Raw genomic sequence first — 24291 nt, forward strand, 5'->3', positions numbered from 1 at the left:
CACTTAAAAACGTGAGAATGGGTTTTTATTTGACGAGTCGGATCATGAAAAATATAAAAAGCCAGGGAAATGGCGAACAGTCCACTATTTCCCGCCGCCATTTTATCCAGGCCAGCTCCGCGCTTATTGCGTTACCGTTTGTCTCCTCGCCAGCTACCGCTCAGGTACGCGCTGTGACGGCAACTGAAAACCGGCCTGCGGAAAAAGTCGTTCAGACATGCAGCACTTTTGACTGCGGGGGCAAATGCGATATTCGGGCGCATGTTAGTGACGGTATCGTGACGCGAATTTCAACGCGACCGGATAATGCGCTGGATGCGCAAATGCCGGTGATGCGTGCCTGTGTTCGTGGACGCGCATACCGTAAATTTGTTTATCATCCTGACAGACTTAAATATCCCATGAAGCGCGTAGGAAAACGCGGTGAAGGAAAGTTCGAGCGAATTTCCTGGGATGAAGCGACAACCTTAATCGCCGATAATTTAAAATCGATTACTGAAAAATATGGCCCGGCTTCGCGCTATGTTCATGTTGGCACCGCCGTTTCCGGCGGCACCTTTTCCGGCGATAAAATGGCGCGTCGCCTGCTGAATCTGACCGGCGGCTATCTCGAAAGCTACCATTCTGTGAGTATGGGCAACACGGCGGCCGCGACGCCTTATACTTACGGCACTGCCGCTAGCGGCAGTTCGCTGGATACGCTTCTGGAGACCAAGCTGGTGATTCTGTGGGGCCATAACCCGACGGAGACCATTTTTGGTCATACCAACTATTTCTTGCAGAAGATGAAGCAGAACGGTACGCGGTTTATCGTGGTCGATCCGCGCTATTCCGACACCGTTTCGTCGCTGGCGGATCAGTGGATCCCGCTACTGCCCACCACCGACAATGCGCTGATGGACGCGATGATGTACGTCATCATCAGCGAGAATCTGCACGATCGCGCATTTATTGCGCGCTACGCTATCGGTTTTGACGAAGACTCAATGCCGGAAGGCGTACCGGCTAACGAATCGCTGGTGGCGTATCTGACCGGCGCCAAAGACGGTGTCGTTAAGTCCCCCGAGTGGGCGGAAAAGATCACCCATGTGCCGGCGCAAACCATTCGCCAGTTAGCGCGTGATTACGCGAATACCAAACCCGCCGCGCTGATTCAGGGGTGGGGGCCACAGCGCCACAACTGCGGCGAGCGCACCGCGCGCGGCTCGACCCTACTGGCGACCATTACCGGTAATGTCGGCATCAAAGGCGGTTGGGCTGCGGGTTACGGCGGCTGCGCTAACCGTAAATTCGCCGCGGGTCCGGAGATGCCGGATAACCCGGTAAAAGCCAAAATTTCGGTGATGAACTGGGTGCAGGCCGCAGACGACGCCAGCAAAGTGACGCCGGATATGGGGCTGAAAGATGCCGATAAGCTGGACAGTAACATCCGTATTCTGTTCTCGCTGGCCGGGAACTATCTGGCGAATCAGAACCCCGATCTGCACCAGGCGGTACGCGTACTGGAGGATGAATCAAAGATCCAGTTTATTGTCGCCAGCGATCTGTTTATGACGCCGAGCGCGAAATACGCTGATCTACTGCTGCCGGAAACCAGTTTCATGGAACGCTGGAACATCGGTGAAACCTGGGGCACGGCAAGCTACCTGATGCTCTCTGAAAAACTGATCGAGCCTGAATTTGAGCGGCGCTCCGACTACGACTGGCTACGTGAGGTGGCGGCGAAATTAGGCATTGAGAACGAATTTAGCCAGGGGCGCGATGAGAAAGCGTGGATTGAACACATCTGGGAACAGACGCGCCTGGCGATGCCGGACGAAAATCTGCCGGATTTTGCCACGCTGCAAAAGACCCGTCAGCATCTGTTCAAAAGCGCGCCATTTATCGCCTTTGAAGACAATATTCGCGATCCGGACAATCATCCGTTCCCGACGCCGTCAGGGAAAATAGAGATCTTCTCGAAGCGCCTGTACGACATGCAGCATCCGGAAATCCCGGCGTTGTCGCACTACGTTCCCGCGCATGAAGGCCCGGAGGATGCGCTGGCGAAAGATTTTCCGCTCCAGTTAATTACGTGGAAAGGAAAAAACCGCGCCAACTCAACGCAATACGCTAATCCGTGGCTGATTGAAGTGCAGCATCAGACATTGTGGATCAACCCGCAGGATGCGCAAAAGCGCGGCATTACGCATGGCGACATGGTGCGCATTCATAACTCACGTGGGATTTGCGAAATCCCGGCGGAAGTGACGCCGCGCATTATTCCTGGTGTTGTCGCGATGCAGGCCGGCGCCTGGTGGCAGCCGGATGAGAACGGTATTGATAAAGGCGGCTGTGCGAACGTCCTCAGCTCGGCCCGTATTACCGCGCTGGCGAAGGGAAATTCACATCAAACCATGCTGGTGGAGGTGGCTAAAGCATGAGTCAGTTTACACATTACCCGCCGGTGAGCGATAAACAACTGGGGTTTTTCATCGACTCCTCACGCTGCTCCGGTTGTAAAGCCTGCCAGGTGGCCTGCAAAGACAAAAACAATCTGGAAGTAGGCCGTCGTTTCCGCCGCGTCTATGAAGTCAAGGGCGGAAGTTTCATCCCGACCGGGCAGGGCGGGGTCAGCAATAACGTATTTGCTTATACGCTTTCCATTTCCTGCAACCACTGTGCGGACCCTGTCTGCACCAAAAATTGCCCGACTACCGCTATGCATAAACGCCCGGGCGACGGCATCGTGCGCGTTGATACCGACAAATGCGTCGGCTGTGGCTATTGCGCCTGGTCCTGCCCTTACGGCGCGCCGCAGCTTAACGAGCAGACCGGCCAAATGTCCAAGTGCGACATGTGCGTTGATTTACTGGCGAAAGGTGAACCGCCCGTCTGTGTTGCGACCTGTCCGCTGGAGGCCATCAAGTTTGGCCCGATTGATGAACTGCGCGCGAAGTACGGTAGCGTATGCGACGTTAACGGGCTGCCAGATTCATCCATAACCAAACCTAATCTGGTTGTCAAAGCGCATCAGGGCGCAGAAAAAGAGGGTAAACGCCATGCATGAGTTACCGCTGCTGATTTTTACGCTCTGTTTGCAAGGGTCCGTGGGCGTGACAGTGTGGCTGGCGTTGGGCCGCCAGTACGCCGTAGAGGGACGCGTGCCTGCACGCGGCGCGCTTCCCGCGATGGCGGGGGCGTTTGTACTGGCCTGCGTAGGGCTGCTTGCTTCAGCGCTGCACATGGGCTATCCGCTGAATGCGCTAAATGCGTTACGTCATGTCGCCAGTTCGTGGCTGAGTCGCGAAATCGTCTTTGCCAGCCTTTATCTGGCGGCGCTGGGACTGGGGGTTGTGCTGCTATTTTTCCGAAAGCCAGGCTGGCAGCCGCTGCTGGCGCTGGCGGCAGCGTTCGGGCTGGTGGATGTATTCTGCATGGCGCAGGTTTATATCCATGCCTCGGTGGCGACCTGGCAGCATAGTAACACGCTGGCGCTGTTCTTTGGCACGTCAGGCATTATCGGCTCGGTAGTCATTGCGCTGGCTTATCTGCGCAACGCTGGCGCCGCAATGCGCTGCGCTGTGGTGGTGGTCGCACTGATGGTGCTGATTCGCCTGATCATGCAGCCGCTATGGCTGGCGGATATTAATGTGGTAGATACGACGGTCGTCACTTTCCCGCATCATCCGCTACAGGCGCTGGCGCAGTTGCGCGACATCTATCTTCTCGGCTGGTGTGTCTCAGCGGCGGGAATGCTCTGCTTTGCCGCAGGCGGTCTGCGAAACGCCAGAGGAACTCTGGTGGCGGGCAGCGTATTGCTGCTTCTCGGCGAGATTATGCTGCGCTACGTCTTCTTTAGTATTGGATGATGGTTAACCTGACGATCGATCCGGCGGTAGACGTGACGCAGGCCTGCGTCCGTCGTCGCTTTCGTTTTTCTTCCTGCCGCGCTTGCGCCGATGTTTGTCCGGCGCAGGCGTTTTCGCTGGCGCAGGGGCAGGTCAGCATAGATACGACGCGCTGCATAGCCTGTGGCGACTGTCTGTTTGTCTGTCCTGTTGACGCCATTACCGGTATCAAACCGGTTAAACGCTTTGTGCAGGGGGATACGTTGGTGGGGCCGTTTTCGCTACAGGCGCCAACGGTCGATGAACTGCTTCTCTGGCATAGCCAGTACGGTATTCGCTTTATTGATATTGCGGTGGAGCGATCGGCGCAGTGGCTGATGGCGCTGGCGGGGCTAAATTTAGCGCTGCGCCGCTACGGCGAGCCGGGCTGGTCTTTCAAACACGTTGTCGGCGCGGAGATTAACGCCTCGCGGCGCACTCTGTTTCATGTTCCGCGCGACGCCATTACCCCGGGCGCCGTCGAGCCGGGGAAACGGCGTCTCAGACAGGCGTTTTCCGCGTTCAGCGAATGCGTACCCGAAATCAGTCCGCAAGAGTGCAGGATGTGCGGCGCCTGCTGGCGAAGCTGCCCGGAAAACGTTATCCAGTTTGACGACAATACCCTGACGATAGCGGCGGCGCGTTGTACGGGATGCGGCGGCTGTGCGGCGGTATGTCCGCATCAGGCGCTGCGGCTGCGGTTTGACGTGGAACCCGCCTCAACGCGGCATAGTGCGGCGTATACGCTCACCTGCGAAAGCTGCAAACGTACTTTCCATGCTCTCACGCCTGAACACACGCACTGCGTGCTGTGTCAGTCCCCTGAGTTTGCTGTGCGCCTTTAACTTTTGTTGCTAATGCTCATTTTATTTTAAAAAAATGTTACCTGCATCCATAGGCAATTGATGGGATGCTCTTTATAATCCGCGCCTGACATAACAACAGAACATATTTCAGAGGTAAACATGGCTATTGAACGGACTTTTTCCATCATTAAACCCAACGCGGTGGCAAAAAACGTTATTGGCAGCATCTTTGCGCGCTTTGAAGCTGCAGGGTTCAAAATTGTTGGCACTAAAATGCTGCACCTGACCGTTGAGCAGGCGCGCGGCTTCTATGCTGAGCACGACGGCAAGCCGTTCTTTGACGGTCTGGTGGAGTTCATGACCTCTGGCCCTATCGTGGTATCCGTGCTGGAAAGTGAAAATGCGGTACAGCGTCACCGCGATCTGCTTGGCGCCACCAATCCGGCGAACGCGTTGGCGGGTACGCTGCGCGCCGACTACGCTGATAGCTTAACTGAAAACGGCACCCACGGTTCGGATTCGCTGGAATCCGCGCAGCGCGAAATCGCCTTTTTCTTCGGTGAAGGCGAAGTGTGCCCGCGCACCCGTTAATCTCCTTCGTCTTTCACGCTGTAAATGCGTTGGCGATAAATTATCGGTTCAAATATTATTTTCGCTAATGCCGCGTGCAGACGTGGCATCCTTACGCCAGAATTTGTACAATGCAGCGCCCCCGGATGAGCAGTAGCTTACCGGGGCGTTTCTTTTTTCAACCCTCCAGGGGCCATAACGTGTAATAACGAGGCCGGAATAGCATATGTCTGAACAAATTGTCACACCTGAAAGCAGTACCCCGGTAGTTCTTAACAACGAAACGAAAATCAACCTGCTGGATCTCAACCGTCAGCAGATGCGCGAGTTTTTTAAAAACTTAGGTGAAAAGCCTTTCCGCGCCGATCAGGTGATGAAATGGATGTATCACTATTGCTGCGATAATTTTGATGAGATGACCGACATCAACAAAGTGTTGCGCGGCAAATTAAAAGAGGTCGCGGAAATCCGCGCGCCGGAGGTCGTTGAAGAGCAGCGTTCCTCAGATGGCACCATTAAGTGGGCGATTGCTGTCGGCGATCAGCGCGTTGAAACGGTCTACATTCCGGAGGACGACCGCGCTACGCTGTGTGTCTCTTCACAGGTAGGGTGCGCGCTGGAGTGCAAATTTTGTTCAACTGCGCAGCAGGGCTTTAACCGCAACCTGCGCGTATCGGAAATTATCGGTCAGGTCTGGCGGGCGGCGAAAATCGTCGGCGCGGCCAAAGTCACCGGCCAGCGTCCGATCACTAACGTGGTCATGATGGGGATGGGCGAGCCATTGCTTAACCTGACCAATGTCGTACCGGCGATGGAAATTATGCTCGATGACTTTGGTTTCGGCCTGTCCAAACGTCGTGTCACGCTCTCAACGTCCGGCGTGGTGCCTGCACTGGATAAACTGGGCGATATGATAGACGTTGCGCTGGCTATCTCCTTACATGCGCCGAATGACACTATTCGCGACGAAATCGTCCCGATCAACAAAAAATACAATATCGAAACGTTCCTGGGCGCGGTTCGCCGCTATCTGGAGAAATCCAACGCCAATCAGGGGCGTGTGACGATTGAATACGTGATGCTTGACCACGTCAACGACGGCACTGAACACGCGCATCAACTGGCTGAGCTACTAAAAGAGACGCCTTGTAAGATTAATCTTATTCCGTGGAACCCGTTCCCTGGCGCGCCGTATGGCCGCAGCTCTAACAGCCGTATCGATCGCTTTTCTAAAGTTTTGATGAGTTATGGTTTCACGACCATCGTACGCAAGACGCGTGGCGATGACATTGATGCGGCGTGCGGACAGTTGGCAGGCGATGTGATTGACCGTACTAAACGTACCCTGCGTAAGCGTATGCAGGGAGAGGTGATTGACATCAAGGCTATTTGATAGCAGTTGCGCCACGGTGCATTCATTATATCGTGGCGCAATGTCAGTTGAATAATGTCTGGCGTTGTACTTGTCTGGTCAATAATAACGGTGCGTTTTTGTCGACTTTAAGGCAGTATGTAATGGTGCAACAAGAGTTTAGCCTTGTGTCTTAGCGGTTTTGTCATCTGCGGCCTGACAGGCTTATACTGTCTGACTAAGGTTAACTAACCTGATGTTTCGCGGTGTGGGCGGGCATTACGGCTCGTCGGCGCCTGAATCCTAATTTACACGTACCTGTAGCTGTAGCGAATGAATACTGAAGCCACGCACGACCAAAATGAAGCACAAACCACCGGCGTTCGTCTGCGCAATGCCCGTGAACAACTCGGACTCAGCCAGCAGGCTGTCGCTGAGCGACTTTGCCTGAAGGTTTCTACGGTACGCGATATTGAAGAAGATAAGGCGCCGTCCGATCTTGCTTCAACCTTCCTGCGTGGATATATCCGTTCATATGCGCGTCTGGTGCATGTTCCAGAAGAGGAACTGTTGCCGGGGCTGGAAAAGCAGGCCCCGCTGCGCGCCGCCAAAGTTGCTCCGATGCAGAGTTTCTCATTAGGAAAGCGTCGTAAAAAACGCGACGGCTGGTTAATGTCTTTTACCTGGCTGGTACTGTTTGTGGTCGTAGGGCTGACCGGCGCCTGGTGGTGGCAGAACCATAAGGCGCAGCAGGAAGAGATCACGACAATGGCCGATCAAAGCACGGCTGAACTGAACGCAGATAAAGACAGCGGCCAAAGCGTACCGCTGGACACCCGTGACGCGACAAGCCAGGATACGACGCCAGCGCAAACGGCTCCTGCGGCGCCGGTTGATTCGACGACGGCGACGCAAACGCCAGCGCCAACGGCGGCGGCGACGCAAAATACGGTAGTCGCGCCTTCGCAGGCGAATGTCGATACGGCTGCGACATCTGCCGCGCCAGCGGCAACGGAAACGCCGTCCGCGCTGCCGACCAGTCAGGCTGGCGTAGCGGCGCCTGCTGCCGATCCGAATGCGCTGGTGATGAATTTTACCGCTGACTGTTGGCTCGAAGTCACTGACGCCACGGGTAAGAAGCTGTTTAGCGGTATGCAGCGTAAAGATGGCAATTTAAACCTAACCGGTCAGGCGCCTTATAAACTTAAAATTGGCGCGCCGGCCGCGGTGCAGATCCAGTATCAAGGAAAACCTGTCGATCTGAGCCGCTTTATCAGAACTAATCAGGTTGCGCGTCTGACCCTTAATGCCGAACCAACACCGGCGCAGTAACAGACGGGTAACGCGGGAGATTTTTCATGCATAACCAGGCTCCGATTCAACGTAGAAAATCGACACGTATTTACGTTGGGAATGTGCCAATTGGCGATGGCGCCCCCATCGCCGTCCAGTCGATGACTAACACGCGTACCACTGACGTGGAAGCGACGGTTAATCAGATCAAAGCGCTGGAGCGCGTTGGCGCAGACATTGTTCGTGTTTCTGTACCGACAATGGACGCCGCCGAAGCGTTCAAGCTCATCAAACAGCAGGTTAGTGTCCCGCTGGTTGCCGATATTCACTTCGACTACCGCATTGCGCTGAAGGTGGCGGAATACGGCGTTGACTGCTTGCGTATCAACCCCGGCAATATCGGTAACGAAGAACGCATTCGTATGGTGGTGGACTGCGCGCGCGACAAAAACATCCCTATTCGTATCGGCGTAAATGCCGGATCGCTGGAAAAAGATCTGCAGGAAAAATACGGTGAGCCGACGCCGCAGGCGCTGCTGGAATCAGCCATGCGCCATGTCGATCATCTCGATCGTCTCAACTTTGATCAGTTCAAAGTGAGCGTAAAAGCGTCCGATGTATTCCTTGCCGTTGAGTCTTATCGTTTATTGGCTAAACAGATCGATCAGCCGCTGCATCTGGGGATCACCGAAGCGGGCGGCGCGCGTAGCGGGGCGGTCAAGTCGGCGATCGGTTTAGGTCTGCTGTTATCGGAAGGCATCGGCGACACGCTGCGTGTATCGTTGGCGGCCGACCCGGTGGAAGAGATCAAAGTCGGTTTCGATATCCTCAAGTCGCTGCGCATTCGCGCGCGCGGCATCAATTTCATCGCCTGCCCGACCTGTTCTCGCCAGGAGTTCGACGTTATTGGCACGGTGAACGCGCTGGAGCAGCGTCTGGAAGATATCATCACCCCGATGGACGTCTCGATCATCGGTTGCGTAGTGAACGGGCCTGGCGAAGCGCTGGTATCGACGCTGGGCGTGACGGGCGGCAATAAGAAAAGCGGCCTGTATGAAGACGGCGTGCGTAAGGACAGACTCGACAACGACGATATGATCGCGCAGCTTGAATCCCGTATTCGCGCGAAAGCAAGTCAACTTGACGAAGCGCGTCGGATTGACGTGCTGCAGGTTGAAAAATAAGAACGTGATGGGAAGCGGCGCGCTTCCCGTGTATGATTGAACCCGCATGGCTCCCGGTTCGTTCGGGGAAGCGCTGAGGGTTCATTTTTATATTCAGAAAGAGAATAAACGTGGCAAAAAACATTCAAGCCATTCGCGGCATGAACGATTATCTGCCTGGCGAAACCGCCATCTGGCAGCGCATTGAAGGCACACTCAAAAACGTGCTCGGCAGCTACGGTTACAGTGAAATCCGCTTGCCGATTGTAGAGCAGACCCCGTTATTCAAACGCGCGATCGGTGAAGTTACTGACGTGGTTGAAAAAGAGATGTACACCTTTGAGGATCGCAACGGCGATAGCCTGACATTGCGCCCTGAAGGTACGGCGGGCTGTGTACGCGCCGGCATCGAACATGGTCTCCTGTACAATCAGGAACAGCGTTTGTGGTATATCGGCCCGATGTTCCGTCATGAGCGTCCGCAAAAAGGCCGCTACCGTCAGTTCCATCAGCTAGGCGCCGAAGTCTTCGGCTTACAAGGCCCGGATATTGACGCGGAGCTGATTATGCTGACCGCACGCTGGTGGCGCGCGCTGGGCATCGCTGAACACGTTAGCCTGGAGCTGAACTCTATTGGTTCGTTAGAGGCGCGTGCGAACTATCGCGATGCGCTGGTCGCATTCCTCGAACAGCATCAAGAGACGCTGGACGAAGACTGCAAACGCCGCATGTATACCAATCCGCTGCGCGTGCTGGATTCCAAAAATCCGGACGTACAGGCGCTGCTCAACGACGCGCCCGCTCTCGGCGACTATCTCGATGACAATTCACGCGAGCACTTTGCCGGCCTGTGTAAATTGCTGGACGCGGCGGGGATTGCCTACACCGTCAACCAGCGTCTGGTACGCGGTCTTGATTACTACAACCGCACCGTATTTGAATGGGTAACAAACAGTCTGGGGTCACAAGGCACCGTCTGTGCGGGTGGTCGTTATGACGGTCTGGTGGAACAACTGGGCGGTCGCGCTACCCCGGCAGTGGGCTTTGCGATGGGCCTGGAACGACTTGTTTTGTTAGTTCAGGCAGTTAATCCGGAATTTATTGCCTCTCCTGTTGTCGATATATACCTGGTGGCTGCCGGCGCACAAACGCAGTCTGCGGCAATGACGCTGGCGGAGCGGCTGCGCGATGAAATGCCAGGCGTGAAGCTAATGACAAACCACGGCGGCGGCAACTTTAAGAAACAGTTTGCCCGCGCCGATAAGTGGGGTGCCCGTATTGCACTGGTTCTTGGCGAATCTGAAGTCGCCGATGGGACTGTTGTAGTGAAGGATTTGCGCTCCGGTGAGCAAACGGCAGTGGCGCAGGACAGCGTCGCCGCGCATTTGCGCACTTTATTGGGCTAAGGAGAAGGACAGCGTGGAAATTTACGAGAACGAACACGACCAGGTGGATGCGATTAAACGCTTCTTTGCCGAAAACGGCAAAGCGCTGGCTGTCGGAGTGATTTTAGGGGTTGGCGCGCTGGTTGGCTGGCGTTACTGGAGCAGCCATCAGACGGAGTCCGCGCGTGCTGCTTCTCTGGCGTATCAAAATGCGGTGACGACGGTAAGCGCCGATAAGCCGGATAGCATTCCCGCCGCTGAAAAATTCGCGGCTGAGAATAAAAATACCTATGGTGCGCTGGCGTCTATGGAACTGGCGCAGCAGTTTGTGGATAAGAATGAACTTAAAAAAGCCGAAGCCCAGTTGCAGCAGGGGTTGGCGGCCACCAGCGATGAAAATCTCAAAGCGGTGATTAATCTGCGTCTCGCTCGCGTTCAGTTGCAGCTTAAGCAAGCTGACGCCGCGCTGAAAACTCTGGATGCCGTTAAAGGCGAAGGATGGACGGCAATTGTCGCTGATTTGCGCGGCGAAGCGTTGCTGAGTAAGGGTGATAAAAAAGGCGCGCGCAGCGCATGGGAAGCGGGCGTCAATAGCGATGCTTCTCCGGCGTTGAGCGAAATGATGCAGATGAAAATCAATAATTTGTCCATCTGAGAGGGACCCGATGCAATTGCGTAAATTACTTCTGCCAGGGTTGCTTTCCGTTACCCTGCTCAGCGGCTGTTCACTGTTTAGTGGCGAAGAAGATGTCGTCAAGATGTCTCCATTACCGCAAGTTGAAAACCAGTTTACTCCGACCACTGTCTGGAGCACCTCTGTCGGTAACGGAATTGGCGACTTTTATTCTAACCTTCATCCGGTAATGGTAGATAACGTGGTCTATGCAGCCGATCGCGCGGGCGTGGTAAAAGCGCTCAATGCGGATGATGGCAAAGAGATCTGGTCTGTGAATCTGGGCGAGAAAGACGGCTGGTTCTCTCGTTCGTCCGCGCTGTTGTCCGGCGGCGTCACGGTCGCGGGCGGTCACGTCTATATCGGCAGTGAAAAGGCCGAGGTTTATGCGCTGAATACCAGCGACGGCACCACAGCATGGCAGACGAAGGTCGCAGGCGAAGCGTTGTCTCGTCCGGTTGTCAGTGATGGAATCGTCCTTATCCATACCAGCAACGGTCAGTTGCAGGCGCTAAATCAGGCGGATGGCGCCATTAAATGGACGGTGAACCTGGATATGCCTTCGCTGTCGCTGCGCGGCGAATCTGCGCCGGCAACCGCGTTCGGCGCGGCTATCGTTGGTGGTGACAATGGTCGCGTCAGCGCCGTGTTGATGCAACAAGGCCAGATGATTTGGCAACAGCGTATCTCCCAGGCCACTGGCCCAACGGAAATTGACCGTCTGAGCGACGTCGATACCACGCCGGTTGTGGTAAACGGCGTCGTTTACGCGTTGGCGTATAATGGTAACTTAACGGCGCTGGATCTGCGCAGTGGTCAGATTATGTGGAAACGCGAGTTGGGTTCGGTCAATGACTTTATCGTCGACGGCGACCGTATCTACCTGGTCGATCAGAACGATCGCGTGCTGGCGCTGACCACTGACGGCGGCGTAACGCTGTGGACGCAAAGCGATCTGCTGCACCGTTTGCTGACCTCCCCGGTGCTGTATAATGGTGATTTAGTCGTCGGCGATAGCGAAGGTTATCTGCACTGGATTAATGTTGATGACGGGCGTTTTGTGGCCCAACAAAAAGTAGACAGTTCCGGTTTTCTGACCGAACCGATGGTGGCGGATGGTAAACTGCTCATCCAGGCCAAAGACGGTACGGTCTACGCGATTACGCGTTAATCGTCACGGTTGTGCGTTTTAAAAAACGGCTCCTGGTGTAGGGGCCGTTTTCCTGTTTTTAACAATGGCGCAAAATGCGCGCGTTGTCTGATGATTTTTTTAATGAGGCTTTAAACATGGTACCTGTGGTCGCGCTTGTCGGGCGCCCTAACGTCGGAAAATCCACGCTATTTAACCGTCTGACCCGCACCCGAGATGCGCTGGTTGCGGATTTCCCGGGTCTGACTCGTGACCGTAAGTACGGTCGTGCGGAAGTTGAAGGCCGCGAGTTTATCTGTATCGACACCGGCGGTATTGACGGCACCGAAGACGGCGTCGAAACGCGGATGGCGGAACAGTCGCTGCTGGCGATTGAAGAAGCGGATGTGGTGTTATTCATGGTAGATGCGCGCGCTGGACTGATGCCAGCCGATGAAGCGATTGCCAAACATCTGCGTTCCCGTGAAAAACCGACCTTCCTGGTGGCGAATAAAACGGATGGTCTCGATCCCGATCAGGCGGTTGTCGATTTTTACTCGCTGGGATTAGGCGAAATTTACCCTATCGCCGCCTCACATGGTCGCGGCGTATTGAGCCTGCTGGAACATGTGCTTCTGCCGTGGATGGATGATGTCGCGCCGCAGGAAGAGGTGGATGAAGACGCGGAATACTGGGCGCAATTCGAGGCGGAACAAAATGGCGAAGAAGCGCCGGAAGATGATTTTGACCCGCAAAGCCTGCCGATAAAGCTGGCGATTGTCGGTCGCCCGAACGTAGGTAAGTCCACACTCACTAACCGTATTCTCGGCGAAGAGCGCGTGGTGGTATACGACATGCCGGGCACCACTCGCGACAGCATTTATATCCCGATGGAACGCGACGAGCGGGAATATGTGCTGATTGACACGGCGGGGGTGCGTAAGCGCGGAAAAATCACCGATGCGGTAGAAAAGTTCTCGGTGATTAAAACGTTGCAGGCGATTGAAGACGCTAACGTCGTACTGTTGGTTATCGATGCGCGCGAGGGGATCTCTGACCAGGATTTGTCTCTGCTGGGCTTTATCCTCAATAGTGGGCGCTCACTCGTTATCGTAGTCAACAAATGGGATGGCCTGAGCCAGGAAGTCAAAGAGCAGGTGAAAGAGACGCTGGATTTCCGTCTGGGCTTTATTGATTTTGCCCGCGTTCATTTTATCTCTGCACTGCACGGCAGCGGCGTCGGTAACCTGTTTGAGTCCGTACGCGAGGCTTACGACAGTTCCACTCGCCGGGTGAGTACTGCGATGCTGACCCGTATCATGACGATGGCGGTTGAAGATCATCAGCCGCCGCTGGTGCGCGGTCGCCGTGTGAAACTAAAATATGCCCACGCTGGCGGCTATAACCCGCCGATTGTGGTCATTCACGGCAACCAGGTAAAAGATTTGCCAGACTCCTATAAGCGCTATCTGATGAACTACTTCCGCAAGTCGTTGGAAGTGATGGGTACGCCGATTCGCATTCAGTTTAAAGAAGGGGAGAACCCGTATGCGAACAAGCGTAACACACTGACGCCAACGCAAATGCGCAAACGTAAGCGTCTAATGAAACATATCAAGAAAAGCAAGTAGTGCTTTTTCAGTAATATTCCAGGCCTGACAAGCGCAACGCTATCAGGCCTTTCAAGTAAAAGTGAGTCACGCGCCTGAGGAGAATGTTATGGAAATAACCTGCCCCGTTTGCCATCACGCGCTGGAGCGCAATGGCGATACAGCGCATTGCAAGACATGCGCTAAAGATTTCTCGTTACAGGCAATTTGTCCTGACTGCCACCAGCCGTTACAGGTTTTGAAAGCCTGCGGCGCAGTGGACTATTTTTGCCAGAATGGTCATGGTTTAATTTCAAAAAAACGGGTTAATTTCGTCATTTCCGATCAGTAAAACCGCTGTCGACGTTGCGCCGCAGAGCAGAGGCACCGACGTCTTATCCGGCTAAGGGCAAAAGAGTTATTCGATATTCCTGTAATATCAGCATAGTATCCTGCCCGCGGCTATTTTATTATTTTTATTTATTCAACTATTTACAGTGAATATTATTCCAGAAAATTAATATTAGAAATAAATAACAGCCTTCTTTTTATTTATTATATCAATAATATAACTCTGTTTCATATTAAACTTTTCTTTTTAGGAATATATTTAGCCTTGTTAGTTATGATTCCATGTGAATCATCCATATAATATTGTTTCATAGCGGCGTGTTTATTTAACGACAGGGATATCATATGGTGCGAAGGATTCGCATTCTGGTTTTGCTATTAGTGTCTGGAGTATCAGTTGCGGCTTCCGGCGCAGATAACTCTGTATCTGCAAATGATGAAAGCCACTCCTCCCTGCCTGATTTAGCCAGCGAATCCGCGAAAAAAGAAGAACAGGAAAATAAAGGAAAGACCTTTAAAGAACAGGGCGCAGACTACTTTATTAATTCCGCCACCCAGGGCTTTGATAACCTCACCCCGGAAGCGCTGGAATCCCAGGCGCGCGGTTATATTCAAGGGCAAGTCACGTCTTCTGCGCAATCCTATCTCGAAGGTATGCTTTCGCCTTATGGTAAAGTTCGCACCAGTTTATCTATTGGCGAAGGCGGCGATCTGGACGGCAGTTCGCTGGATTATTTTATTCCCTGGTATGACAACCAGAGCACGCTTTTCTTTAGCCAGATTTCGGCTCAGCGTAAGGAAGACCGCACCATTGGTAACGTTGGGCTTGGCGTGCGCCAGAATGTCGGCAACTGGCTGCTTGGCGGCAACGCATTCTATGACTACGATTTTACGCGCGGTCACCGTCGATTAGGTCTGGGAACCGAAGCCTGGACGGATTACCTGAAATTCTCCGGCAACTATTACCATCCTCTTTCTGACTGGAAGGATTCCAAAGATTTCGACTTTTATGAAGAACGGCCCGCGCGCGGATGGGATATCCGCATGGAAAGCTGGCTGCCCTTTTATCCGCAGCTTGGCGCTAAATTAGTTTACGAACAGTACTACGGCGATGAAGTGGCGCTGTTTGGCACCGATAATCTGCAAAAAGATCCTCATGCCGTCACTTTGGGGCTGGAGTATACGCCGGTACCGCTGGTCACGGTTGGTACGGATTACAAAGCTGGTACTGGCGATAGTAACGATTTTAGCGTTAACGCGACCGTGAACTACCAGATAGGCACGCCACTGGCGGCGCAACTCGATCCGGAAAACGTCAAAATTCAGCACTCCTTAATGGGTAGTCGTACCGATTTTGTCGATCGTAACAATTTCATCGTTCTTGAATATCGCGAGAAAGATCCGCTGGACGTCACGTTGTGGCTGAAGGCTGACGCCACCAACGAACACCCTGAATGTGTGATTGAAGATACGCCTGAGGCCGCGGTGGGGCTGGAGAAATGTAAGTGGACGGTCAACGCGCTGATTAACCATCATTACAAAATTATTTCTGCTTCCTGGCAGGCGAAAAACAACGCCGCCCGTACGCTGGTGATGCCAGTGGTAAAAGCGGATGCGTTAACCGAAGGCAACAATAACAGCTGGAATCTGGTGCTTCCTGCCTGGGTTAATGCCGATACCGAAGAGCAGCGCACCGCCCTGAACACCTGGAAAGTACGCATGACGCTGGAAGACGAAAAGGGCAATAAGCAGAACTCCGGCGTGGTTGAAATCACCGTCCAGCAGGATCGCAAAATTGAACTGATCGTCGACAACATTGCCGATACCGATCGCAGCGATCACAGCCATGAAGCCAGCGCGCTGGCCGATGGCGAAGACGGCGTAGTGATGGATCTCCTGATCACCGATTCCTTTGGCGACTCCACGGATCGCAATGGTAACGAACTGGTGGACGATGCCATGACGCCAGAGTTGTACGACAGTAATGATAAAAAAGTCACCCTGGCCCAGACGTCCTGCACCACGGAAACCCCCTGCGTGTTTATTGCCAGCCGTGACAAAGAGGCGGGGACGGTGACGCTTTCCAGCACCCTGCCGGGCACTTTCCGCTGGAAGGCGAAAGCAGACGCCTATGGCGACAGTAACTACGTTGATGTCACTTTTATCGGCGACGACCTGAGCGCGCTGAATGCGCTGATTTATCAGGTCAAAGCCGCCAACCCTGTCAACCTTATCGGCAAAGAAGATAAGCACCCTACAGTCAATAATACCTACCGTTTCCTGCTGTGGCGCGACAAGAATAAAGACAATGTTTTTCAGATGTCCGAGCAGCTCACGGAAGAAGAGATGGCGCTGTACGACTATCAGTGGGAGTTTACCGGGCAAAGTACAAACGGACATACCGGCGCGCTGGCCAACACCATGAATGAAGATCTTGTCCTGCCAGCGACCAATAAAGAGGCGGCGCAGAGATTTACCGCCAATGAGGAAGATGGCGTTCAGGGTTACGGTATACGCGTTACGTATAGCCAGAAATAGCGTCAGCGTTATGGCTGACCAGCCAGCCGCTGAATTTTGAAGAAAAGGAGTGTCTTAATGCAAATGACAGTAAAACGGCGGCTGACGAAGGTCGCTTTAGCGTTAGTCGTTGCCGGATATTGTGCCGCACCCGCGGTGGCTGCAAACGGTAATCTGAAATCGGGCCAGTGGCAGATTGTCAGTGACACAACGGGCACCATTCAGGGTTCGGTGCCGTGGATTACCCGTGCGGCGGATAAAACTGCGGATACCGACAAAGATCACGTGACGGTAACTATCGATCGCGGCTCAAGGACCATTACGACCGAAGGCGATAAGCAGTTTCACGTTGGCGATAAGGTCACGGTGAACTGGGCGATTGGCGATACGGAAGGTGACCTGGACACCGACAACACGGCAACTAAAGCCACCGTGCAATGGGTGAGCTTTAGTGACCAGAATGGCAGCGACCCCAAAGATCTTGGTACTGGTGACAGTTATGAAATCCAGGCCGCTGATGCGGATCGTTATATCGGTATCAAAATCACGCCAACCACCACCACTGGTGACCCTGCCGTGGCAACCGAACTGTTGTTGAAAGACCTGTCGACCAATGCGGGCGGTGGTTCGGATGATGACGAAATTCCGGAAGGTCCGGTGGTGGATGAAAACGTCCATGTGGTTATTCATGAGAAAGATTCGAATACCAACCTGTTGAAGAATACAGGGACGACACTCAAAACGAATACCACCTATCAGGTATTACTGTGGAGCGATAAGAACGGCAACGGCACCTATGATGCCGGTGAAAACGTTACCGACCAGTATGACTACCGCTGGAAATTCGTCGGCACCAGTAAAATTGCAGGCACTGGCACCGGTGGTATCGTTAACGAAAGCTGGAACGATAAAGACCTTGTCATCCCACTCACCAACGCCGATGCGAAAACAGCGTTCGAGGGAGCAGACGGCGGCGTTACCGTGGGTAGCGACGGCGTCCAGGGCTTTAGTTTGTCCATCGACTACAGACGCAAATAAGTTGTCCTCAACATACCACTCCCTGCGGGGAGTGGTATTTTCCGCGCACTTTGCTTAGCCGCACGCTAAGCAAAGTGGGTTGAATAACGGATAGAGCATTAAAACGGGTGGTTATCGCTCATGGAAGAGAATCGACAAGTGAATAAAGTTTTATCTTTCCTGGTGACGTTACTGGTCATGTTTACGGCCTCGATCGCGCCTGCGCAGGCGCTGTTGAAAGGGGGGACCTGGCAACAGCTACATTCGGCTACCGGCGAGGTTAATGGCACTGTGCCCCGCGCTGACGGCGCGGTTATTCCCGTTTATCAGGGAAGTGTGTTGCTTGACCCAACCCAAACCTACGATATTGCGTTCACCGCCATGCCGCGCGATTTTAGCGCTGATGCCACCCCAACCTCGATGCGTGCAGTCAATTCCACTGATACGGAAGGCGATCTCTTTAGCGAGCCGCCCACCATTGCCTGGGAAAATCAGCAGCCGCCGGTAATGAGCCTGGTGTGGGCCGATGCCGCCACGCCCGACACACCGCTCTCGCCGCAGCCGATTCTCAACCAGACCTTTTGCGCTCAAAACCTCGCCGGGCGGCAACTGGTTGCCTGGGCGCAGGTAGAAGATGAAACAACGGTTCCCGCGCTGTGGCTCTACACCAGCACTGGCGTGCCGAATAATGCGATCATTCCGCTGCTTAGCCCAAAAGTGACGCTGAATATCAAACCGGCGGTGAGCGATCCCGTTTCCGCGAGCGGCGATCATTTTGACGCTAATTTTGAAGCCTCGAAAGTCAAAGCTGGGGAGAGCATTACCCTTACCATCTCCACCAAAGCCTGTAATGGCGACGTGGAGCCGAATACCGCTTTCGTGATCCGCCGTGAGGATGCAAAAAACCGCCAGGGTGAGGTCAACAACGCTAACCCGGTGCATGTTGGCGATACTGAGTTGACGACCACGCAAGCGGAATATCATGGTGTTACGGACGGGCAGGGTAACGCCACGGTGGTGGTGACGCAAGAGAACGGTCCAGGGGTAAAAACGCGACTTATCGTCTCTTCGGCTGGCTATCCCACGCTGACCGACAATGTCGACGTCATTTTCACTACCATAACCAGCCCTGACAGTGATAAGGCCAACATGTATGGTCATATGATCGAGAGCGCCACGGCGACGCTGAACGGTACGACCTACACCTTCAACCGGCCAAAACTGGCGGCGGAAACCAGCGGAAATAGCACCGTTGTGGATACCAACGAAACCTGGGCGCTGTTTACCTGGAGCGGCGCTGATAACCATTGCGACATTCTGCCGGATGCCGAACAGTTGGTGCAGCTGAGACATGAGCACAGCACGCTGGAAACCTGGACCGGCTGGCCGGTGTCGGGCGATGCAGAATACTGGTCGTCAACCAAAGATCAGATGAGCAATTACCACGCTGCCGTGCATATGAACAGCGCGTCGGTCATCAGGGCCGCCAACAGCGACACGCTGCTGGTCAGTTGTGTGGATAAGGCCCAGCCTGCGGCACACCCGCAGATTACCCTCTCCCCGCAAGGGCCTTATAAAGCACAAGTGGGGGAATCGATTGATTTAGTGATGACCGTTGTAGATCGGGACACGCAAAAGCCGCTGCCTTATCGCTATATGGAGCTGTTTATTGACCCAGCGAAAAACCGCAAAGGAGAGCATCAGGACGCGTGGGATAACCAACGGGTTACCATCAATTCCGAAGATATGCGCGCCTCGTCGCCGGAGCACTATACCGGTGTGACCGACGCCAACGGTCAGGCACACCTGACGTTAAAACATGACAGCGGCATGGGCGTAGAAACGCCAATCCGCATCGTAATGCCGGATGATGAAGGTGGCAACGTTGAGCTGCCCTTTAGCGTGATTTTCACCGTGATCACTAGCCCGGACGTGGACGGCGCCAGCATGTGGGGCCATATGCAGGGCGTGGTGGATGCAGGCAACCTGTATAAGCGCCCGCAGCTGGCGGTTGAGGCCAGTCATAAAGACGGTCAGTTCAGTGAAAATAATGAAGAATGGGCGACGTTTAATTCAGTCGATAAGGCCACCGCGCAGTGCGGCACTGGCCAGGTGCCAGATCAATCATCGCTTGAACATCTGTACAGTGAGAATGCCAGCGGCAAGATGGAAAGTGAGCACGGCTGGCCGACCAGTGACTTCTTTATTGCGGCGGATAATGACGAGTCGGGAACGGTGCATGTCAACCTGGAAAACGGTAATAGCGGCAAATTTACCAATCAGCCTAACTATCTGACCTGCTCGGCCAATGAAATGGTGGCGGTGCTGGACGTTTACTTCAATGACGACCCGGTGATCAAAAACGCCGACGCCAAAGTGGGTGAACAGATTAAGCTGAACGTTCATTCACGCAACGCTCTCAACGACATGACGATCGCCTACACCGACTTCACCGTCACCATGGCGAACGGCAGGCGGCGCGACGGGCTGACGACCGGCTTTACCGATACCAGCAACGGCGAGATGCAGTTTGACGGAGTCGGCTACGTTGCCGGGCAGGTTTATCACGGGATCACCGACGCCAACGGCGATGCGACCATTATTCTCACCCAAAACAAGGGGGTGGGGCTGCTGACGCCGTTAAGCATCGTGCCTGCCGATTCATACATCAATACGCCAGTTTCTCGCAGTGTGAAGTTTACCGTCGCCACCAGCCCGGATACGCCAGCGGCCAAAATGTGGGGCCATATGGCCGACACCATCACCGTCGGCGATCTGACCTTTGAGCGACCGAAGCTGGCGGATGAAGTTACGCCGGTGCGTACCCAGGATGAAGCCAACGAAACCTGGGCGCGCGTTCTGCACCCTGACGCGGCAGGCAACCCGGACGCGGGCGGTTGTGCGGCGAGTCGCCTACCGCGCATCGACCAGCTTGAGGCGTTGTACAGCGCCAACAGCGGCGGCGCGATGAAAAGCACCCAGGGGTGGCCGACATTGCTTAACTACTGGTCGTCCACCTTCCAGAGCGCCAGCACATGGAAACTGATCTCGCTGTTTAGTGGCAGTGAATTTGCGAACGGCAATGTCTCGATTTATTCCAGTTGTCTTGCCAGCGATAACCCGGTGGCAGCCGCTATCACCATTGAGCCGGTAGACGCGTCGCAATGGTATGACGGCAGCGGCGTCCACGCGGTTAAAGTGAAAAAGGGCGATACGATGCGGCTCAAGGTGACGGTGAAGGATGCCAGCGGTAACCCGATCCCGGAAGCGCCGTTTGTGCTCACTCGCGGCGACGGTTATACCCGCCAGGGCGAGAAACATAGCTCCAGGGAAGGCGACGATCCAGAACAACTGGTAACGCCTGTAGTGATCGACGGCGAATCTCTGGCCTGGTCCTCCACCAAAATGGGGATGCAGGTTGGCACTGACGGCACCCGCATTATCAATGTCACCCGCCCGGACACCAACGGTACCCTGACGGCCCTGATTGCGACGCTTTATGAAAACGCCACCGTGAGCGCCAGTATCGACACCATTATTACCGTTGTCACCAGCCCGGACGTTGACGTCGCCCATATGTGGGGGCATATGCTGCCGTCGTTAACGGCGGCGGACGGTGCGGTATATCAACGCCCGTTGCTTTACAACGAACTGAGCAGTACGACGAATATCTCTCTGTTTACGGAGGATAATGAAGTCTGGGCCGGGTTTTACGGGCCGAATAGTGGGAAAAATAACCCGAACAATTGTGCTGCGGGTTATTATCCTTCCGTTGCGGCGCTGGATTCGCTGTACAGCAAATACCCAAGGCGAACGATAAAAACTGCCCAGGGTTGGCCCATCAACCGCTCTTACTGGAGCGGAATGCGCGGCTGCGGGTTTTGCTGGCTCAGGCGTTGACTTACGTGCTGTTGGCGCTGATTGGCCTGCTTAATCTTATTCTCAAGGGCGAAATTCATCCGCTGACGCAGCCGTTCCAGCACGGCCTGCTGACGGGCCAGACGCAGCTGCGGATGTTGCTGTTGCAAACGGTGATGAAGCTGGGTAAAGCGACGAGTACGGTTGGCGATATAGTAGTCCATCGCCATCTCCAGACGCTGTTGGGCGGACTGGATCTGACGCAACAACTCCTGCTGATTGCGGCTGACAATTTCTGCCGCTGCTGATGGCGTCGGCGCGCGCAGGTCGGCGACAAAATCAGCTATCGTGACGTCCGTTTCGTGACCGACGGCGCTGACCACCGGAATGCGGCTGGCAAAAATAGCCCGCGCCACGCGTTCGTCGTTAAAACTCCACAAATCTTCCAGCGAACCGCCGCCGCGTCCGACGATCAGTACATCACACTCGCCGCGCGTGTTCGCCAGCTCAATGGCGCGAACGATCTGTCCTGGCGCATCGTCGCCCTGGACCGCAGTCGGGTAGATAATTACGGGCAGGGATGGGTCACGACGCTTTAGCACATGGAGAATATCGTGCAGCGCCGCACCGGTTTTCGAGGTGATCACCCCAACGCAGTGGGCCGGGGAGGGCAACGGCTGTTTATGCTGCTGATCGAACAAGCCTTCGGCCTGCAGTTTGGCTTTTAGCTGCTCATATTTCTGCTGCAACAAGCCTTCGCCAGCCGGCTGCATACTTTCGGCGATGATTTGATAATCGCCGCGCGGCTCGTACAGCGTAATATTGGCGCGTACCAGCACCTGCTGCCCGTGCTGCGGACGGAACGTCACCCGGCGGTTGCTGTTACGGAACATCGCACAGCGCACCTGAGCGGTATCGTCTTTGAGCGTAAAGTACCAGTGGCCCGACGCAGGCTGCGTGAAATTAGAAATCTCGCCGCTGATCCATACCTGCCCCATCTCCTGTTCTAACAGCAGACGAACCGTCTGGTTAAGGCGGCTTACGGTAAAAATTGAGGAAGTTTGAGAGGATAACATGTGAGCGGGATCAAATTCTAAATCAGCAGGTTATTCAATCGATAGTAACCTGCTCACAGGGGATCGCAAGCACTATTTGCAAAAAAATGTAGATGCAACCGATTACGTTCTGTATAATGCCGCGGCAATATTTATTAACCTCCCAGGTGAGATATTGCCCATGCTACGTATCGCTAAAGAAGCCCTGACGTTTGACGACGTCCTCCTTGTTCCCGCTCACTCCACCGTTCTGCCGAATACTGCCGACCTTAGCACGCAGTTGACGAAAACCATTCGTCTGAATATTCCTATGCTTTCTGCGGCGATGGACACCGTGACGGAAGCGCGCCTGGCAATTGCCCTGGCCCAGGAAGGCGGCATTGGTTTTATCCACAAAAACATGTCTATTGAGCGCCAGGCGGAAGAAGTTCGCCGCGTGAAGAAACACGAGTCCGGCGTAGTGACCGACCCCCAGACCGTCCTGCCAACCACCACGTTGCATGAAGTGAAAGCCCTGACCGAGCGTAACGGTTTTGCGGGCTATCCGGTGGTGACTGAAGATAATGAACTGGTGGGTATCATCACCGGTCGTGATGTGCGTTTTGTGACTGACCTGAGCCAGCCGGTGAGCGTTTACATGACGCCGAAAGAGCGTCTGGTGACCGTTCGTGAAGGCGAAGCCCGTGAAGTTGTACTGGCAAAAATGCACGAAAAACGCGTAGAAAAAGCGCTGGTGGTTGATAATAACTTCCATCTGCTTGGCATGATTACCGTAAAAGATTTCCAGAAAGCGGAACGTAAACCAAACTCCTGTAAAGATGAGCAGGGCCGTTTACGTGTCGGCGCGGCGGTCGGCGCAGGCGCGGGCAACGAAGAGCGCGTTGACGCGCTGGTGGCGGCAGGCGTTGACGTTCTGCTGATCGACTCTTCTCACGGTCACTCTGAAGGCGTGTTGCAACGTATCCGTGAAACCCGCGCTAAATATCCTGACCTGCAAATCATCGGCGGCAACGTTGCGACGGGCGCAGGTGCTCGCGCGCTGGCGGAAGCCGGTTGCAGCGCGGTGAAAGTCGGTATTGGCCCTGGCTCTATCTGTACGACTCGTATCGTGACTGGTGTGGGCGTACCACAGATCACCGCTGTTTCCGACGCGGTGGAAGCGCTGGAAGGCACCGGGATTCCGGTTATCGCTGACGGCGGTATCCGTTTCTCCGGCGACATCGCCAAAGCCATCGCCGCAGGCGCGAGCGCCGTGATGGTGGGCTCTATGCTGGCCGGTACGGAAGAGTCTCCGGGCGAAATCGAACTCTACCAGGGCCGTTCTTACAAATCATACCGCGGCATGGGCTCGCTGGGCGCGATGTCCAAAGGCTCTTCTGATCGTTACTTCCAGAGCGATAACGCTGCCGACAAACTGGTGCCGGAAGGTATCGAAGGCCGCGTAGCCTATAAAGGTCGCCTGAAAGAGATCATTCACCAGCAGATGGGCGGCCTTCGTTCCTGTATGGGGCTGACCGGTTGTGCTACCATCGACGAACTGCGTACTAAAGCGGAGTTTGTGCGTATCAGCGGTGCGGGTATCCAGGAAAGCCACGTTCACGACGTGACCATCACCAAAGAGTCCCCGAACTACCGTCTGGGCTCCTGATTTTCTTCGCCCGACCT

At 54.6% G+C, this 24291-nt stretch carries 16 protein-coding genes and 2 pseudogenes; 17 read left to right on the forward strand and 1 reads right to left on the reverse strand.

Going from position 1 to position 24291, the window contains the following annotated elements:
- Window positions 1-44 precede the first annotated feature (44 nt).
- The 16 genes and pseudogenes from ACLD11_RS04625 to ACLD11_RS04700 all read left to right on the forward strand — a co-directional run.
- Complete coding sequence (locus tag ACLD11_RS04625; protein WP_411014602.1) at window positions 45-2423, forward strand: DMSO/selenate family reductase complex A subunit; 2379 nt, start codon at window positions 45-47, stop codon at window positions 2421-2423.
- Window positions 2420-3049, forward strand: coding sequence for a DMSO/selenate family reductase complex B subunit (locus ACLD11_RS04630; protein ID WP_000077436.1), 630 nt, complete (start codon window positions 2420-2422; stop codon window positions 3047-3049). The genes ACLD11_RS04625 and ACLD11_RS04630 overlap by 4 nt, the downstream gene beginning before the upstream one ends.
- Window positions 3042-3851: a dimethyl sulfoxide reductase anchor subunit family protein gene (locus ACLD11_RS04635; RefSeq protein ID WP_411014603.1), complete on the forward strand. Its 810-nt coding sequence runs from the start codon at window positions 3042-3044 to the stop codon at window positions 3849-3851. Before ACLD11_RS04630 ends, ACLD11_RS04635 begins: the two co-directional genes overlap by 8 nt.
- Window positions 3851-4714 carry a 4Fe-4S binding protein gene (locus ACLD11_RS04640; RefSeq protein WP_411014626.1) on the forward strand — a complete coding sequence of 288 codons (864 nt, stop codon included), beginning with the start codon at window positions 3851-3853 and terminating at the stop codon, window positions 4712-4714. The genes ACLD11_RS04635 and ACLD11_RS04640 overlap by 1 nt, the downstream gene beginning before the upstream one ends.
- 120 nt (window positions 4715-4834) lie before the next feature.
- Window positions 4835-5266, forward strand: coding sequence for a nucleoside-diphosphate kinase (gene ndk, locus ACLD11_RS04645; protein ID WP_000963846.1), 432 nt, complete (start codon window positions 4835-4837; stop codon window positions 5264-5266).
- A gap of 205 nt (window positions 5267-5471) precedes the next feature.
- Window positions 5472-6638 carry a bifunctional tRNA (adenosine(37)-C2)-methyltransferase TrmG/ribosomal RNA large subunit methyltransferase RlmN gene (locus ACLD11_RS04650; protein WP_000003206.1) on the forward strand — a complete coding sequence of 389 codons (1167 nt, stop codon included), beginning with the start codon at window positions 5472-5474 and terminating at the stop codon, window positions 6636-6638.
- 291 nt (window positions 6639-6929) lie between these two features.
- Window positions 6930-7928 carry a cytoskeleton protein RodZ gene (rodZ, locus tag ACLD11_RS04655; RefSeq protein WP_411014604.1) on the forward strand — a complete coding sequence of 333 codons (999 nt, stop codon included), beginning with the start codon at window positions 6930-6932 and terminating at the stop codon, window positions 7926-7928.
- A 26-nt stretch (window positions 7929-7954) separates the two neighbouring features.
- Window positions 7955-9073, forward strand: a complete 1119-nt coding sequence (gene ispG, locus ACLD11_RS04660) for a flavodoxin-dependent (E)-4-hydroxy-3-methylbut-2-enyl-diphosphate synthase (protein WP_000551815.1) — start codon at window positions 7955-7957, stop codon at window positions 9071-9073.
- Window positions 9074-9183: 110 nt separating this feature from the next.
- A complete protein-coding gene (hisS, locus tag ACLD11_RS04665; RefSeq protein WP_411014605.1) occupies window positions 9184-10458 on the forward strand; it encodes a histidine--tRNA ligase in 1275 nt (424 codons plus the stop codon).
- Between the two features lie 13 nt (window positions 10459-10471).
- Window positions 10472-11092, forward strand: a complete 621-nt coding sequence (locus tag ACLD11_RS04670; RefSeq protein WP_350427253.1) for a YfgM family protein — start codon at window positions 10472-10474, stop codon at window positions 11090-11092.
- A gap of 10 nt (window positions 11093-11102) precedes the next feature.
- A complete protein-coding gene (gene bamB / locus ACLD11_RS04675; RefSeq protein ID WP_411014606.1) occupies window positions 11103-12281 on the forward strand; it encodes an outer membrane protein assembly factor BamB in 1179 nt (392 codons plus the stop codon).
- 116 nt (window positions 12282-12397) lie between these two features.
- Window positions 12398-13870 (forward strand): ribosome biogenesis GTPase Der, encoded by a 1473-nt coding sequence (gene der / locus ACLD11_RS04680; RefSeq protein WP_000249411.1) that lies wholly within the window; start codon window positions 12398-12400, stop codon window positions 13868-13870.
- Between the two features lie 88 nt (window positions 13871-13958).
- Window positions 13959-14180: a zinc ribbon domain-containing protein gene (locus ACLD11_RS04685; RefSeq protein WP_183058967.1), complete on the forward strand. Its 222-nt coding sequence runs from the start codon at window positions 13959-13961 to the stop codon at window positions 14178-14180.
- A 344-nt stretch (window positions 14181-14524) separates the two neighbouring features.
- Window positions 14525-16717, forward strand: a complete 2193-nt coding sequence (sinH, locus tag ACLD11_RS04690) for an intimin-like inverse autotransporter SinH (protein ID WP_411014607.1) — start codon at window positions 14525-14527, stop codon at window positions 16715-16717.
- A gap of 57 nt (window positions 16718-16774) precedes the next feature.
- A complete protein-coding gene (locus ACLD11_RS04695; protein WP_411011398.1) occupies window positions 16775-17734 on the forward strand; it encodes a SinI family autotransporter-associated protein in 960 nt (319 codons plus the stop codon).
- Between the two features lie 120 nt (window positions 17735-17854).
- A pseudogene (locus tag ACLD11_RS04700) lies at window positions 17855-21595 on the forward strand (adhesion domain-containing protein); the annotation flags it as partial.
- On the opposite strand, the pseudogene xseA reads toward ACLD11_RS04700, so the two are convergent.
- Window positions 21577-22647: pseudogene (gene xseA, locus ACLD11_RS04705) on the reverse strand (exodeoxyribonuclease VII large subunit); the annotation flags it as partial. The pseudogenes ACLD11_RS04700 and xseA sit on opposite strands and share 19 nt — an antisense overlap.
- 160 nt (window positions 22648-22807) lie before the next feature.
- On the opposite strand from xseA, the gene guaB reads away from it, so the two are divergent.
- Window positions 22808-24274, forward strand: coding sequence for an IMP dehydrogenase (gene guaB, locus ACLD11_RS04710; RefSeq protein WP_411014608.1), 1467 nt, complete (start codon window positions 22808-22810; stop codon window positions 24272-24274).
- Window positions 24275-24291 lie beyond the last annotated feature (17 nt).

The organism is Salmonella sp. 741265116_PST, assembly GCF_046567715.1.
In the GTDB taxonomy this organism is placed as follows: domain Bacteria; phylum Pseudomonadota; class Gammaproteobacteria; order Enterobacterales; family Enterobacteriaceae; genus Salmonella; species Salmonella enterica.